The organism is Phytobacter sp. RSE-02, from assembly GCF_040578655.1.
Lineage (GTDB): Bacteria > Pseudomonadota > Gammaproteobacteria > Enterobacterales > Enterobacteriaceae > Phytobacter > Phytobacter diazotrophicus.
The window spans coordinates 49,625-63,655 of record NZ_JBEULY010000016.1; the positions used below are offsets into that span (position 1 = coordinate 49,625).

The 14,031-nt window shown below is 54.7% G+C and carries 12 protein-coding genes; 10 read left to right on the forward strand and 2 right to left on the reverse strand.

All coding sequences use genetic code 11. The features are described 5' to 3' along the window. Positions 1–2: 2 nt before the first annotated feature. The 3 genes from dnaN (at position 3) to gyrB (ending at position 4,758) form a co-directional block, all read left to right on the forward strand. Entirely contained in the window at positions 3–1,103 is a 1,101-nt protein-coding gene (gene dnaN, locus ABU190_RS23255) for a DNA polymerase III subunit beta (protein ID WP_354692494.1), read from the forward strand. A 138-nt stretch (positions 1,104–1,241) separates the two neighbouring features. Beyond that, positions 1,242–2,315 carry a DNA replication/repair protein RecF gene (gene recF / locus ABU190_RS23260; protein WP_039080028.1) on the forward strand — a complete coding sequence of 358 codons (1,074 nt, stop codon included), beginning with the start codon at positions 1,242–1,244 and terminating at the stop codon, positions 2,313–2,315. 28 nt (positions 2,316–2,343) lie between these two features. After that, on the forward strand, positions 2,344–4,758 hold the full coding sequence (gene gyrB, locus ABU190_RS23265; RefSeq protein WP_354692495.1) for a DNA topoisomerase (ATP-hydrolyzing) subunit B: 2,415 nt from the start codon (positions 2,344–2,346) through the stop codon (positions 4,756–4,758). 6 nt (positions 4,759–4,764) lie between these two features. Here gyrB and ABU190_RS23270 read toward each other — a convergent pair whose 3' ends face one another. Continuing rightward, positions 4,765–5,727, reverse strand: a complete 963-nt coding sequence (locus tag ABU190_RS23270) for a LysR family transcriptional regulator (protein WP_354692496.1) — start codon at positions 5,725–5,727, stop codon at positions 4,765–4,767. A gap of 110 nt (positions 5,728–5,837) precedes the next feature. On the opposite strand from ABU190_RS23270, the gene ABU190_RS23275 reads away from it, so the two are divergent. Both ABU190_RS23275 and yidA read left to right on the forward strand, forming a co-directional pair. After that, complete coding sequence (locus ABU190_RS23275) at positions 5,838–6,863, forward strand: NAD(P)-dependent alcohol dehydrogenase (RefSeq protein ID WP_354692497.1); 1,026 nt, start codon at positions 5,838–5,840, stop codon at positions 6,861–6,863. 115 nt (positions 6,864–6,978) lie between these two features. Continuing rightward, a complete protein-coding gene (gene yidA / locus ABU190_RS23280) occupies positions 6,979–7,791 on the forward strand; it encodes a sugar-phosphatase (RefSeq protein ID WP_039080032.1) in 813 nt (270 codons plus the stop codon). A 21-nt stretch (positions 7,792–7,812) separates the two neighbouring features. Here the strand turns inward: yidA and ABU190_RS23285 are convergent, their stop codons facing one another. Next, a complete protein-coding gene (locus ABU190_RS23285) occupies positions 7,813–8,898 on the reverse strand; it encodes an FAD-binding protein (RefSeq protein ID WP_354692498.1) in 1,086 nt (361 codons plus the stop codon). A gap of 241 nt (positions 8,899–9,139) precedes the next feature. On the opposite strand from ABU190_RS23285, the gene dgoR reads away from it, so the two are divergent. From dgoR to ABU190_RS23310, 5 genes are all read left to right on the forward strand, one after another. Further along, positions 9,140–9,829 carry a D-galactonate utilization transcriptional regulator DgoR gene (gene dgoR, locus ABU190_RS23290; protein WP_039080034.1) on the forward strand — a complete coding sequence of 230 codons (690 nt, stop codon included), beginning with the start codon at positions 9,140–9,142 and terminating at the stop codon, positions 9,827–9,829. Next, positions 9,826–10,701 carry a 2-dehydro-3-deoxygalactonokinase gene (locus ABU190_RS23295; RefSeq protein WP_354692499.1) on the forward strand — a complete coding sequence of 292 codons (876 nt, stop codon included), beginning with the start codon at positions 9,826–9,828 and terminating at the stop codon, positions 10,699–10,701. The genes dgoR and ABU190_RS23295 overlap by 4 nt, the downstream gene beginning before the upstream one ends. Beyond that, positions 10,685–11,302 (forward strand): 2-dehydro-3-deoxy-6-phosphogalactonate aldolase, encoded by a 618-nt coding sequence (locus ABU190_RS23300; protein ID WP_354692500.1) that lies wholly within the window; start codon positions 10,685–10,687, stop codon positions 11,300–11,302. The genes ABU190_RS23295 and ABU190_RS23300 overlap by 17 nt, the downstream gene beginning before the upstream one ends. Continuing rightward, positions 11,299–12,447 (forward strand): galactonate dehydratase, encoded by a 1,149-nt coding sequence (gene dgoD, locus ABU190_RS23305; RefSeq protein ID WP_039080037.1) that lies wholly within the window; start codon positions 11,299–11,301, stop codon positions 12,445–12,447. Before ABU190_RS23300 ends, dgoD begins: the two co-directional genes overlap by 4 nt. A 234-nt stretch (positions 12,448–12,681) precedes the next feature. Continuing rightward, the gene (locus tag ABU190_RS23310) at positions 12,682–14,019 is read left to right on the forward strand and encodes an MFS transporter (protein ID WP_071845957.1); all 1,338 of its coding nucleotides are present in this window, start codon (positions 12,682–12,684) and stop codon (positions 14,017–14,019) included. The last annotated feature ends 12 nt before the right edge of the window (positions 14,020–14,031 follow it).

A 14,031-nucleotide genomic window follows, 5' to 3' on the forward strand; every position in this document is an offset into this window, starting at 1 on the left:
CTATGAAATTTACCGTTGAACGTGAACATCTTTTAAAGCCGGTGCAACAAGTTAGCGGCCCGCTGGGCGGCCGCCCGACGTTGCCCATTCTCGGTAATCTGCTGCTTCAGGTTGCAGACGGTACGCTTTCGCTGACCGGTACCGATCTTGAAATGGAAATGGTGGCCCGTGTTGCGCTTGTTCAGCCGCATGAGCCCGGCGCGACTACCGTCCCGGCGCGGAAATTCTTTGATATCTGCCGTGGTTTGCCGGAAGGCGCGGAAATCGCCGTCCAGCTCGAAGGCGAGCGTATGCTGGTACGTTCTGGTCGCAGCCGCTTCTCCCTTTCCACGCTGCCTGCCGCCGATTTCCCGAATCTGGATGACTGGCAAAGCGAGGTGGAGTTCACCCTGCCGCAGGCCACGATGAAACGTCTGATTGAAGCCACCCAGTTCTCGATGGCGCATCAGGATGTGCGTTACTACTTAAACGGCATGCTGTTTGAGACCGAAGGTGAAGAGCTGCGTACCGTGGCAACGGACGGCCACCGTCTTGCGGTCTGCTCTATGCCTGTCGGCGTGAGTTTGCCAAACCATTCGGTGATCGTGCCGCGTAAAGGGGTGATTGAGTTGATGCGTATGCTCGACGGCGGGGACAACCCGCTGACCGTGCAGATCGGCAGCAACAACATCCGTGCGCATGTTGGTGATTTTATCTTCACATCGAAGCTGGTTGACGGTCGTTTCCCGGATTATCGCCGCGTATTACCGAAAAACCCGGACAAACATCTGGATGCGGGTTGCGACATTCTTAAGCAGGCTTTTGCCCGTGCCGCCATTCTCTCGAACGAGAAATTCCGCGGCGTGCGTCTGTATGTCAGCGAAAACCAGTTGAAAATCACCGCTAACAACCCGGAACAGGAAGAAGCGGAAGAGATACTGGATGTGACCTACTCCGGTAGCGAAATGGAGATTGGTTTTAACGTTAGTTATGTGCTGGACGTACTTAACGCGCTGAAATGCGAAAATGTGCGCATTATGCTGACGGATTCCGTTTCGAGCGTGCAGATTGAGGATGCGGCTTCGCAATCCGCAGCTTACGTCGTCATGCCTATGAGGCTGTAGAAAATATCGGGCTATCTTACTTGTTATTCTGGCTCCGGGCAGTGCTCGCAATCCTCACGTACTTTAGTACGCTCCGGTTGCTGCGCGCTGGCCGTAACCAGACTAACTGCGCCGATAACGCCCTGGTTATGAGCTGATATGTCGCTATCCCGACTTTTAATCAAAGACTTCCGCAATATTGAAAATGCGGATCTCGCCTTATCTCCCGGCTTTAACTTCCTGGTTGGCGCGAACGGCAGCGGCAAAACCAGCGTGCTGGAAGCTATCTATACGCTTGGTCATGGCCGGGCGTTTCGCAGTTTGCAAATTGGCCGCGTCATTCGCCATGAGCAGGAGTCATTTATTCTGCACGGGCGTTTGCAGGAGGCGGAGCGGGAAATCGCCATTGGTCTGACGAAAGACAAACAAGGCGACAGCACCGTGCGTATCGACGGAACGGATGGCCACAAGGTGGCCGAACTGGCGCTGCTGATGCCAATGCAGTTGATTACGCCTGAGGGGTTTACATTACTCAACGGCGGCCCCAAATACAGAAGAGCGTTCCTTGATTGGGGATGCTTCCACAACGAAGCCGGTTTCTTTACCGCCTGGAGCAACCTTAAGCGGCTGCTCAAACAGCGTAATGCCGCGCTACGGCAGGTAAGCCACTACGGCCAGTTGCGCCCGTGGGATAAAGAACTGATTCCGCTGGCGGAACAAATCAGCCTGTGGCGTGCCGAATACAGTGCCGGTATCGCCGAAGATATGGCCGATACCTGCAAACAATTTTTACCGGAGTTCTCTCTGACCTTTTCTTTCCAGCGCGGCTGGGAGAAAGAGACGGATTATGCCGAGGTGCTGGAGAAGAACTTCGAACGCGATCGCCTGTTAACTTACACCGCACACGGCCCGCACAAAGCGGATTTCCGTATACGTGCCGACGGCGCGCCGGTGGAAGATACGCTTTCCCGTGGGCAGTTAAAACTCCTGATGTGTGCGCTACGTCTGGCGCAGGGGGAGTTTTTAACCCGCGAGAGCGGTCGCCGCTGTTTGTACCTGATAGATGATTTTGCCTCGGAGCTGGATGATGCGCGTCGCGGACTGCTTGCCAGCCGCTTAAAAGCCACGCAATCACAAGTTTTCGTCAGCGCCATCAGCGCTGAACACGTACTGGACATGTCGGACAAAAATTCGAAGATGTTCACCGTGGAAAAGGGTAAAATAACGGATTAACCCAAGACAAAATGAGCGAGAAACGTTGATGTCGAATTCTTATGACTCCTCCAGTATCAAAGTCCTGAAAGGGCTGGATGCGGTGCGTAAGCGCCCGGGTATGTATATCGGCGATACGGATGACGGCACCGGTCTGCACCACATGGTATTCGAGGTGGTAGATAACGCTATCGACGAAGCGCTCGCAGGTTACTGTAAAGACATCGTTGTCACGATCCACAGCGATAACTCCGTCTCCGTACAGGATGATGGTCGTGGGATCCCAACCGGTATTCACCCGGAAGAGGGTGTCTCAGCAGCCGAAGTCATCATGACCGTGCTGCACGCGGGCGGTAAGTTCGATGATAACTCGTATAAAGTGTCCGGTGGTCTGCACGGCGTAGGCGTTTCGGTTGTAAACGCCCTGTCGCAGAAACTGGAGCTGGTTATCCAGCGTGATAATAAAGTTCACCGTCAGATCTACGAACACGGTGTGCCGCAGGCGCCGCTGGCCGTGACCGGTGATACAGAAAAAACCGGTACCATGGTGCGTTTCTGGCCGAGCTATGAAACCTTCACCAACGTCACCGAATTTGAGTATGAAATTCTGGCGAAACGTCTGCGCGAGCTGTCCTTCCTGAACTCCGGCGTATCCATCCGCCTGAAAGACAAGCGCGACGGCAAAGAAGACCATTTCCACTACGAAGGCGGTATCAAGGCATTTGTTGAGTATCTCAACAAGAATAAAACGCCGATCCACCCGAATATCTTCTACTTCTCCACCGAAAAAGACGGTATTGGCGTCGAAGTGGCGCTGCAGTGGAACGATGGTTTCCAGGAAAACATCTACTGCTTTACCAACAACATTCCGCAGCGCGACGGCGGTACCCACCTTGCAGGCTTCCGTGCGGCGATGACCCGTACCCTGAACGCCTACATGGATAAAGAAGGCTACAGCAAAAAAGCGAAAGTCAGCGCCACCGGTGACGATGCCCGTGAAGGCCTGATTGCGGTCGTTTCCGTGAAGGTGCCAGACCCGAAATTCTCCTCGCAGACCAAAGACAAGCTAGTCTCTTCCGAGGTGAAATCGGCGGTGGAACAGCAGATGAACGAACTGCTGAGCGAATACCTGCTGGAAAACCCGTCCGATGCGAAGATCGTGGTTGGTAAAATTATCGACGCGGCACGTGCCCGCGAAGCGGCGCGTAAAGCCCGTGAAATGACCCGCCGTAAAGGCGCACTCGACTTAGCGGGCCTGCCGGGTAAACTGGCGGACTGTCAGGAACGCGACCCGGCGCTGTCTGAACTGTACCTTGTGGAAGGGGACTCTGCGGGCGGCTCTGCGAAGCAGGGGCGTAACCGTAAGAACCAGGCGATTCTGCCGCTGAAAGGTAAAATCCTTAACGTTGAGAAGGCGCGCTTCGACAAGATGCTCTCTTCTCAGGAAGTGGCGACGCTCATCACCGCGCTCGGCTGCGGTATCGGTCGCGACGAGTACAACCCGGACAAATTGCGTTATCACAGCATCATTATCATGACCGATGCGGACGTCGACGGCTCGCACATCCGTACGCTGCTGTTGACCTTCTTCTATCGTCAGATGCCGGAAATCATTGAGCGTGGCCATGTCTATATTGCCCAGCCACCGCTGTACAAAGTGAAAAAAGGCAAGCAGGAACAGTACATTAAAGACGATGAGGCGATGGATCAGTATCAAATCGCTATCGCTCTGGACGGTGCGACCCTGCACGCGACCGAAGGCGCACCTGCGCTGGCCGGTGAAGCGCTGGAAAAACTGGTCTCTGAATACAATGCCGCGCAGAAGATGATTGGCCGTATGGAACGTCGCTTCCCGCGCGCACTGCTGAAAGAGCTGGTGTATCAGCCAACGCTGGCCGAAGCCGATCTGAGCAACGAGCAGGCCGTCACTCGCTGGGTGAATGCGCTGGTCACCGAGCTGAACGAGAAAGAGCAGCACGGTAGCACCTGGAAGTTCGATATTCGCGAAAATGCGGAACTGAACCATTTCGAGCCGATTATTCGCGTGCGTACCCACGGTGTCGATACGGATTATCCGCTGGATAATGAATTTATCGCCGGTGGCGAATATCGCCGTCTCTGCACGCTCGGTGAAAAACTGCGTGGTCTGATCGAAGACGATGCGTTTATCGAACGCGGTGAACGTAAGCAGCCGATCGCCAGCTTTGAGCAGGCGCTGGACTGGCTGGTTAAAGAGTCCCGTCGTGGTCTTGCTATCCAGCGTTATAAAGGTCTGGGCGAGATGAACCCGGATCAGCTGTGGGAAACCACCATGGATCCGGAAAGCCGCCGCATGCTGCGCGTGACCGTTAAAGATGCGATTGCCGCCGACCAGTTGTTCACCACCCTGATGGGTGATGCCGTTGAACCGCGCCGTGCCTTTATCGAAGAGAACGCCCTGAAAGCGGCGAATATCGATATCTAATTATCGTTATACAGCTATATCTGAGCCGCGCTTTAAGCGCGGCTTTTTTATGGGATCCGGAAAATCCAGTGACATCGCCGCCGGTAAGCGGCTCACCAGCGTGTCTATGGCAATTCTCACCCTCAGCGGCAGATGCGGCGTCTTCTGCCAGACTGCATGAACGTCAAAGCGCACATTCGGCGCCTGCCTGAAAAGCAGGGCGAGTTTTCCATTTTGAATCTCTTTGCTTGCCATCCAGCAGGGCAACCATGCAATGCCGTGTCCGGCTATTGCTGCGTCGCAGATCGCCTGTAAATCATCCATATTGAGTGATGACCGCAGAACAAGGGTTTGCGGCTTTCCTTCGTTGTCCGCAAGCTGCCAGGGTAAAATTCTGCCTGCCTGCAAATAGTTAATGGCCGTATGCTGACGTAAATCGGCAACGGTTTCAGGATGGCCTTTTCTCTTCAGATAATCCGGCGCGGCGCACAGAACCATTTGGTGCTCTCCCAGCCTTCTGGCGGCCAGCACGGTGCTGTCTGCCAGTGTGCCGTTACGCACCGCCATATCGAATCCTTCCTCCACGAGATCCACCACCCTGTCGCTGAATGACATTTCCAGCTCAAGCCCCGGATGCTCTTGCGCCAGCGTGATCAGCAGCGGAGCGACGCACTGACGACCAAAGAGCACCGGCATCGCTACACGCAGGCGGCCACTCACCTGCTGTTTCCCTGTTTCCAGTAGCGATTCTGCGCTACGGATCTCCTCCAGTGCGCGCAGGCAACGCTCGTAAAAAAGCGCGCCGTTATCGGTCAGCCGCTGGCTGCGGGTGGTGCGCTGAAACAGACGCACCCCCAGCCGTTGTTCAAGCCGGGCGATACTTTTCCCCACTGCCGAGCGCGATAAATGCAGACGGACAGCGGCCTGAGCAAAACTGCCCGCTTCAACGGCCGCCACGAAAACCGGAATGTCCTTTAGCGTATCGCTCATCAATTGTATCCATTATGGCATCAATAAAGAGAAAACTTATCGCCACTGGTGACATTGAGTCAACGATAGACTGTCGATACTGAAACTCATTTGATGGCAGGAGAAATACGATGACAGAGACGATACAACGCTGGTCAATGGACGCCCTCGGGCGCGAAAACCTCAGACTTACCGAGGTACCCCTTCCGCAACCAGGCCCCGGTGAAGTCCGTGTACGGGTGAATGCCGTTGCGCTCAACTATCGCGATAAAATGGTCATTGAAGGCAACATGCCAATTTCGCGCTCCTTCCCCTTTACGCCGGCTTCTGACATGGCGGGCGTCGTGGACAGTACGGGCGAGGGCGTCACACGTTTCAAATCCGGGGCTCGCGTCATCTCCAGCTTCTTCCCGGAGTGGATCGACGGCAAGCCAAAAGCGGACGCACGCCATTTGCCCTACCGAACCCTTGGCGGTTACTTCCAGGGCATGCTGGCTGAGTACGTGATTATGAATGAAAACTGGCTGGTTGCCGCCCCGGAAACTCTGGATGACGCAGAGGCCAGCACCTTGCCTTGTGCAGGGTTAACGGCCTGGTTCGCGCTGGTGGAGCGAGGAAATTTACGCGCCGGTCAGTCGGTGCTGGTGCAGGGGACGGGCGGTGTGGCGATATTCGCGCTGCAAATCGCTAAAGCGCATGGTGCGCACGTGTTTGTCACGTCCGGCAGTGATGAAAAACTGGTGCAGGCCAAAAAGTTGGGGGCTTATCAGGGGGTTAACCGGCTAAAAGGCGACTGGGCAGAGGCGATTCTTACGCTGACCGACGATCGCGGTATTGACCATATTATTGAAACCGTGGGCGGGGAAAATCTGAAGCATTCCCTGCGAGCCGTGGCAGTTCATGGGCGAATCTCGGTCATTGGTGTGCTGGCCGGAAATGAAATATCGCTCTCTGCCAGCGAGCTGTTGCTGAAATCGCCGGTGGTTCAGGGGATTGGTGTCGGTCACCGTCGTGCGCTGGAAGATCTTGTGCGCGCTGTTGATGTCAACGGACTGAAACCTGTTATTGAGCACCGTTACCACTTTAACGAGCTTGAAAGGGCGCTTGAACACCTCGACCGCGGTGCGTTTGGCAAAATAGTTCTCACCCGCGAGTAAGCCGTCGCTCCCTGGGATAGGTGTAAAAGGGGTGCTTTTGTTGCGCAATGTAGCTCTATTTTTGTGGGCTAAATCGCGTTAGCATGAGGCAGCACTCATTTATCCCGGGGAACTCATGGCTATCAAACTTATTGCAATCGACATGGACGGAACGCTGTTGTTGCCGGACCACACCATCTCGCCAGCGGTTAAAAACGCCATTGCGGCTGCACGCGAACGTGGAGTGAAAGTGGTGCTGACGACAGGCCGCCCTTACGCCGGGGTTCATGCCTACGTCAAAGAGCTGCACATGGAACGGGAAGGTGATTACTGCATCACTTATAACGGCGCGCTGGTGCAAAACGCCCATGACGGCAGCACGGTGACGCAAACGGCGCTGAGCTATGACGATTACCGCTATCTGGAAAAACTGTCTCGTGACGTTGGTTCGCACTTTCATGCGCTTGACCGCAATACGCTCTACACCGCCAACCGTGATATCAGCTACTACACGGTTCACGAATCCTACGTCGCCACTATTCCGCTGGTCTTCTGCGAGCCGGAAAACATGGATCCGAACACCCAGTTCCTCAAGGTGATGATGATTGATGAGCCGGAAATCCTCGATAAAGCCATTGCCCGTATCCCGGCAGAAGTGAAAGAGAAATACACCGTGCTGAAAAGCGCGCCGTACTTCCTCGAAATGCTCGATAAGCGCGTCAATAAAGGAACTGGGGTGAAATCCCTGGCCGACGTGCTGGGTATCAAACCCGAAGAGATCATGACCCTTGGCGATCAGGAAAACGATATCGCCATGATCGAGTATGCGGGTGTAGGTGTGGCAATGGGTAACGCCATTCCGTCGGTGAAAGAAGTGGCCAACTTTGTCACCAAATCCAACCTTGAAGATGGCGTAGCGTATGCCATTGAGAAGTTTGTACTGAATTAATCTGCCGCCAGGCAGGGGCGATTATGCCCTTGCCTGAGTAGGCGTCTGCTGCTGCACCGGGATATGACCAATCCCACTTTTCATGATCAGACTGCGTATCCAGGGTGTCGTCAGGCAGCGGTTTTTGATGACTTTTCCCAGCAGCTTCATGCGTAATCGACGCGTTTTCTTCCAGTATGCCGCGTTGAGGTTTTGTGTTTCTCCGCGCAGTACCTCTGCCAGGATTTCCGCGCTATCCAGTGCATAGCTTATGCCTTCCAGCGAACTGGCGCTGATAAACCCCGCCGCTTCGCCAATCAGAAACGCATTCTCTTTTCCGCAGACAAAATCTGCCCAGCGGGACGGGCACAGCACTGTGCATTTCTCTGTTTTCACCGCGTCGCCAAAGCGGAAATCGAACGGTTCAAGGCGCTGCTTGAGGTGGCTAAAATTCTCCCTGCCATCCTTCATGGCAAATGCCCCACCGAAAATGAAATAACCGTCTTTGCAGATACTCCATGAATAACAATCGGTTGTCTCATTATCAAACACACAGGAATAGAACGGCGACGGGTGACGGTCTTTGAACCACTGCTGCAGCGAGACGTATTTGCGGATCTCATGATCGGGATATAGCAATCGCCGTACCATCGAGTTAGCACCATCGCCGCCCACCAGGTAATCTGCCGTCGCTTCATGGGTTTTACCGTCAACCGCATACGTCAAATGCCAGAGTTTGCCCTGTCGGCAGACCTTCTTGCACAAGGCGTCGTGGTGAACGGTGACCGAAGCGGGGATCAATGATTTCATCCATAAATCAAAGGCGTGTCGGTCGATATTAACGTAACTGCGTTGATAGTTACGTGTTATCCCCGTTTGCATATCCAGTGTTTGTACGCTGAAAATTTGCGGATCGGCCATCACCTGCACCGGCAGCGTAATCCCCGCACGGATAAACGAACGTTGCGCGTCCGGGGCCAGCAATCCGCCACACGGCTTCATAAATCCGCCCGTACCCTGCTGCTGTTTTTTGTCTAACGCCAGCACGCTCATCCCGCCTGCTAACTGCCGCGCCAGCGCTGCTCCCGCAGGCCCCAGACCAATAATCGCCACATCAAAATGCTGCATATCCCCTCCTCATGTTGATAAGGACGATAAGCGGCTCGGGTGAAGTTACGGTGAAGTGAAGGGGGTTAATTTTGTGATCTGTCGTTCATTTTGCGATCTAAATTGTAGTACAACAATAAATAATTGTACTACATTCAGCTACAGCAAAAGAAAAGTACGCTCTGTTTGTACTGCAAGGATGAGGTGAAAATCGCCGGTCGAGGTAAAGTAGGCATGCATACACAGTGAATAAGGGCATGCCATGACTCTCACCAAAACCGACCGTATCGTCATCACGTTAGGGCACCAAATTGTGAGCGGGAAATATGTCCCCGGCTCAGCGCTTCCGTCAGAAGCAGAACTCTGCGAGGAGTTTGAAACCTCGCGCAACATCATTCGCGAAGTCTTTCGCTCCTTAATGGCGAAGAGGCTCATCGAGATAAAACGCTACCGCGGTGCGTTTGTAGCACCGCGTAATCAGTGGAATTACCTCGATACCGAAGTACTGCAGTGGGTGCTGGAAAACGACTATGACCCGCGGCTCATCAGCGCGATGAGCGAGGTGCGAAATCTGGTAGAGCCTGCCATTGCCCGCTGGGCGGCGGAGCGCGCTACCTCAAGCGATCTGGCGCAAATAGAGGCGGCGCTCAACGACATGATTGCGAACAACCAGAATCGCGATGCCTTCAATGAGGCGGATATTCGTTATCACGAAGCGGTGCTGGAGTCGGTACATAACCCGGTGTTACAGCAACTGACCGTGGCGATCAGCTCGCTTCAGAGAGCGGTATTTGAACGAACCTGGATGGGCGATGAAGCCAACATGCCAAAAACGCTCCAGGAACATAAGGCGCTGTTCGATGCGATACGGCATCAGGACGGCGATGCAGCAGAGCAGGCGGCGCTCACCATGATCGCCAGCTCTACCCGAAGGCTTAAGGAAATCACATGACATCTCGCTACATCGCAATTGACTGGGGGTCGACCAACTTACGCGCCTGGCTTTATCAGGGGGCGGAATGCCTGGAGAGCAGGCAATCAGAAGCCGGTGTTACGCGCCTGAATGGCAAATCCCCACAAGCGGTGTTAGCAGAAATTACCCACGGCTGGCGCGATGAAAAAACGCCCGTCGTGATGGCAGGTATGGTGGGCAGCAATGTTGGCTGGAAAGTGGCGCCATACTTACCCGTTCCTGCCTTTTTCTCCGCCATTGGCGAGCAGTTGACTGCCGTTGGCGACAATGTCTGGATTATTCCCGGCCTGTGCGTTTCTCGTGACGATAACCACAACGTGATGCGTGGCGAAGAGACGCAACTGCTGGGCGCTCGCGAACTTTCCCCTTCTTCTGTTTATGTCATGCCGGGCACCCACTGCAAATGGGTGCGCGCAGATGCACAGCAAATCCATGATTTTCGCACCGTGATGACCGGTGAATTGCACCATCTATTGCTGCGCCATTCGCTGGTGGGGGCGGGCTTGCCCGAGCAAGAACCGTCATCGGCGGCTTTTACATCCGGGCTTGAACGCGGCCTCGCTATCCCCGGCATTCTGCCGCAACTGTTCGAGGTCCGTGCTGCTCACGTGCTGGGCAATCTGCCGCGCGAACAGGTTAGCGAGTTTTTATCGGGCCTGCTGATTGGCGCCGAAGTCGCCAGCATGGCTGAGTACGTTATCGATCATCAGGTCACCATCGTTGCGGGAAAGGCACTGTCCGGCCGCTATCAACAGGCGCTGGAGGCGATTGGCCGCAAAGCTGTGGTCATTTCTGGCGACACCGCATTTCAGACAGGAATAAGGAGCATCGCTCATGCAGTGGCAAACTAACCCTCCGCTCATCGCAATATTACGTGGCGTTACCCCCGATGAAGCGCTGGCGCATGTCGGCGCGGTCATTGACGCGGGATTCGATGCGGTAGAGATCCCGCTCAACTCGCCGCAATGGGAAAAAAGTATTCCGGCCATCGTCGCGGCGTATGGCGACAAGGCGCTGATTGGCGCGGGTACCGTCCTTAAGCCGGAGCAGGTTGACCAACTGGCTGAGATGGGCTGCAAACTGATCGTCACTCCCAATATTCAGCCCGAGGTTATTCGCCGCGCGGTGAGCTACGGCATGACGGTCTGCCCGGGCTGTGCGACTGCCAGCGAAGCTTTTACCGCGCTCGATGCGGGTGCGCAGGCGCTGAAAATTTTCCCCTCTTCGGCCTTTGGACCGGACTATATCAAAGCGTTGAAAGCAGTCTTGCCATCGGACGTACCGGTCTTTGCCGTGGGTGGGGTGACGCCAGACAACCTGGCGCAATGGATTAAGGCTGGCTGCGTGGGGGCAGGGCTGGGCAGCGATTTGTATCGTGCCGGGCAGCCCGTGGAACGCACCGTGCAGCAGGCAATCTCATTTGTTAACGCGTATCGAGAGGCAGTGAAATGAAAATAACGAAACTCACCACTTACCGTTTACCCCCGCGCTGGATGTTCCTGAAAATCGAGACCGACGAAGGGGTGGTTGGCTGGGGAGAGCCGGTCATAGAAGGTCGTGCCCGCACGGTAGAAGCGGCAGTGCATGAACTGAGTGATTATCTGATTGGCCAGGACCCGGCGCGCATCAATGACTTATGGCAGGTAATGTACCGCGCCGGTTTTTACCGTGGCGGCCCGATTCTGATGAGCGCGATTGCCGGTATTGACCAGGCGCTGTGGGATATCAAAGGCAAAGTCCATAACGCGCCGGTCTGGCAACTGATGGGCGGCCTGGTACGTGACAAAATCAAAGCGTATAGCTGGGTCGGCGGTGACCGTCCGGCGGAAGTGATCGACGGCATTAAAACCCTGCGCAATATCGGCTTCGATACCTTTAAGCTGAACGGTTGCGAAGAGATGGGCGTGATTGATAATTCCCGCGCGGTAGATGCCGCCGTGAATACCGTGGCGCAAATTCGTGAAGCCTTTGGCAATCAAATTGAATTCGGTCTCGATTTCCATGGTCGTGTCAGTGCGCCAATGGCAAAAGTATTAATTAAAGAACTCGAGCAGTATCGCCCGTTATTTATTGAAGAACCGGTGCTGGCGGAGCAGGCGGAATATTATCCGCGACTGGCGGCGCAAACGCATATTCCGATTGCCGCAGGCGAACGTATGTTCTCGCGTTTTGAATTTAAACGCGTGCTTGAAGGCGGTGGTATTTCTATATTGCAGCCGGATTTATCCCACGCTGGCGGGATTACCGAGTGCTATAAAATTGCCGGAATGGCCGAAGCCTATGATGTGGCACTGGCACCGCACTGCCCGCTCGGCCCGGTGGCGCTGGCGGCCTGTCTGCACGTGGATTTCGTTTCCCACAATGCGGTATTCCAGGAGCAGAGTATGGGCATTCACTACAATAAAGGCGCTGAATTGCTCGACTTCGTGAAAAATAAAGAAGATTTCAATATGGAAGGTGGTTTCTTTAAACCATTGATGAAACCAGGGCTGGGTGTGGATATTGATGAAGAGAAAGTCATTGCGTTAAGTCAGAATGCGCCGGACTGGCGTAATCCGGTTTGGCGGAATGAAGACGGCACCGTCGCCGAATGGTAAATGCGCTTCATACTTCGCACTGGTGGCGCGTTGGCTGCGTTTTCTTACCCCGGTCACATACTTTTGTATGCTCCCGGGGATGCGAAAACTTGCCGCCTCGCCCCTTTGGGGCCAGCGCAAGCGCTGTTCAAAAACGCTAATGCGTTTTTGTCCCCCAGCACGAATTATTTAGCGCATTACGTGTAGCATTTTAATTAATAAATAAATTCAAACACCCTCTGTAAATTACCGGGCATGGTGAGCGGCCTCGCTATGCCCAAAATCTGGAGACAGATTGCGATGGATATTTCAGTTACTGCTGCAAAAGTCGGTCGTCGGCGTTATCTGACGCTGGTGATGATCTTTATTACGGTTGTTATTTGTTATGTCGACAGGGCCAACCTCGCGGTGGCCTCCGCGCATATTCAGCAAGAGTTCGGTATTACCAAAGCGGAAATGGGCTATGTCTTTTCTGCCTTTGCCTGGCTTTATACTTTGTGTCAGATCCCCGGCGGTTGGTTCCTCGACCGGGTCGGCTCTCGCCTTACTTATTTTATCGCCATCTTTGGCTGGTCGGTGGCGACCCTGTTCCAGGGCTTTGCGACAGGATTAATGTCGCTGATTGGTCTGCGCGCCATCACCGGGATTTTTGAAGCGCCCGCCTTTCCGACCAACAACCGCATGGTGACAAGCTGGTTCCCGGAACACGAACGCGCTTCCGCCGTGGGCTTTTATACCTCCGGTCAGTTTGTCGGCCTGGCATTTCTTACCCCGCTGCTTATCTGGATTCAGGAACTGCTGAGCTGGCACTGGGTATTTATCGTTACCGGCGGGATTGGCATCATCTGGTCGCTAATCTGGTTTAAGGTCTATCAGCCGCCGCGTCTGACTAAAAGCGTCACCCATGAAGAACTGGAATACATTCGCGAAGGCGGTGGTCTGGTAGACGGCGATGCGCCTGTGACCAAGGAGGCGCGCCAGCCGCTCACCAAAGCCGACTGGAAACTGGTGTTCCACCGTAAACTGGTCGGTGTTTACCTGGGACAATTCGCCGTCACCTCTACGCTGTGGTTCTTCCTGACCTGGTTCCCGAACTATCTGACCCAGGAGAAAGGTATCACCGCGCTGAAAGCCGGGTTTATGACCACGGTACCGTTCCTCGCCGCGTTCTTTGGCGTGCTGCTCTCTGGCTGGCTGGCGGACAGGCTTGTGCGCAAAGGCTTCTCCCTTGGTGCGGCACGTAAAACGCCCATCATCTGCGGCCTGCTGATTTCCACCTGCATTATGGGCGCGAACTACACCAATGACCCGGTGTGGATCATGACGCTGATGGCCATCGCGTTCTTTGGCAACGGCTTCGCCTCTATCACCTGGTCGCTGGTCTCCTCTCTTGCGCCGATGCGTCTTATCGGGCTGACGGGTGGCGTCTTTAACTTTGTCGGCGGTCTGGGTGGTATCACCGTGCCGCTGGTGATTGGTTACCTGGCACAGAGCTACGGCTTTGCCCCGGCGCTGGTGTATATCTCCGTGGTAGCGTTGATTGGCGCACTCTCCTACATCCTGCTGGTCGGCGACGTAAAACGGGTAGGTTAATCCCCCCGCCTT

What these genes read in the sequence shown, in the direction of transcription:
- dnaN (WP_354692494.1), top strand. Translation starts at nt 3, where the DNA reads ATGAAATTTACCGTTGAACGTGAACATCTTTTAAAGCCGGTGCAACAA.
- recF (WP_039080028.1), top strand. Translation starts at nt 1,242, where the DNA reads ATGTCGCTATCCCGACTTTTAATCAAAGACTTCCGCAATATTGAAAAT.
- gyrB (WP_354692495.1), top strand. Translation starts at nt 2,344, where the DNA reads ATGTCGAATTCTTATGACTCCTCCAGTATCAAAGTCCTGAAAGGGCTG.
- ABU190_RS23270 (WP_354692496.1), bottom strand. Translation starts at nt 5,727, where the DNA reads ATGAGCGATACGCTAAAGGACATTCCGGTTTTCGTGGCGGCCGTTGAA.
- ABU190_RS23275 (WP_354692497.1), top strand. Translation starts at nt 5,838, where the DNA reads ATGACAGAGACGATACAACGCTGGTCAATGGACGCCCTCGGGCGCGAA.
- yidA (WP_039080032.1), top strand. Translation starts at nt 6,979, where the DNA reads ATGGCTATCAAACTTATTGCAATCGACATGGACGGAACGCTGTTGTTG.
- ABU190_RS23285 (WP_354692498.1), bottom strand. Translation starts at nt 8,898, where the DNA reads ATGCAGCATTTTGATGTGGCGATTATTGGTCTGGGGCCTGCGGGAGCA.
- dgoR (WP_039080034.1), top strand. Translation starts at nt 9,140, where the DNA reads ATGACTCTCACCAAAACCGACCGTATCGTCATCACGTTAGGGCACCAA.
- ABU190_RS23295 (WP_354692499.1), top strand. Translation starts at nt 9,826, where the DNA reads ATGACATCTCGCTACATCGCAATTGACTGGGGGTCGACCAACTTACGC.
- ABU190_RS23300 (WP_354692500.1), top strand. Translation starts at nt 10,685, where the DNA reads ATGCAGTGGCAAACTAACCCTCCGCTCATCGCAATATTACGTGGCGTT.
- dgoD (WP_039080037.1), top strand. Translation starts at nt 11,299, where the DNA reads ATGAAAATAACGAAACTCACCACTTACCGTTTACCCCCGCGCTGGATG.
- ABU190_RS23310 (WP_071845957.1), top strand. Translation starts at nt 12,682, where the DNA reads ATGGTGAGCGGCCTCGCTATGCCCAAAATCTGGAGACAGATTGCGATG.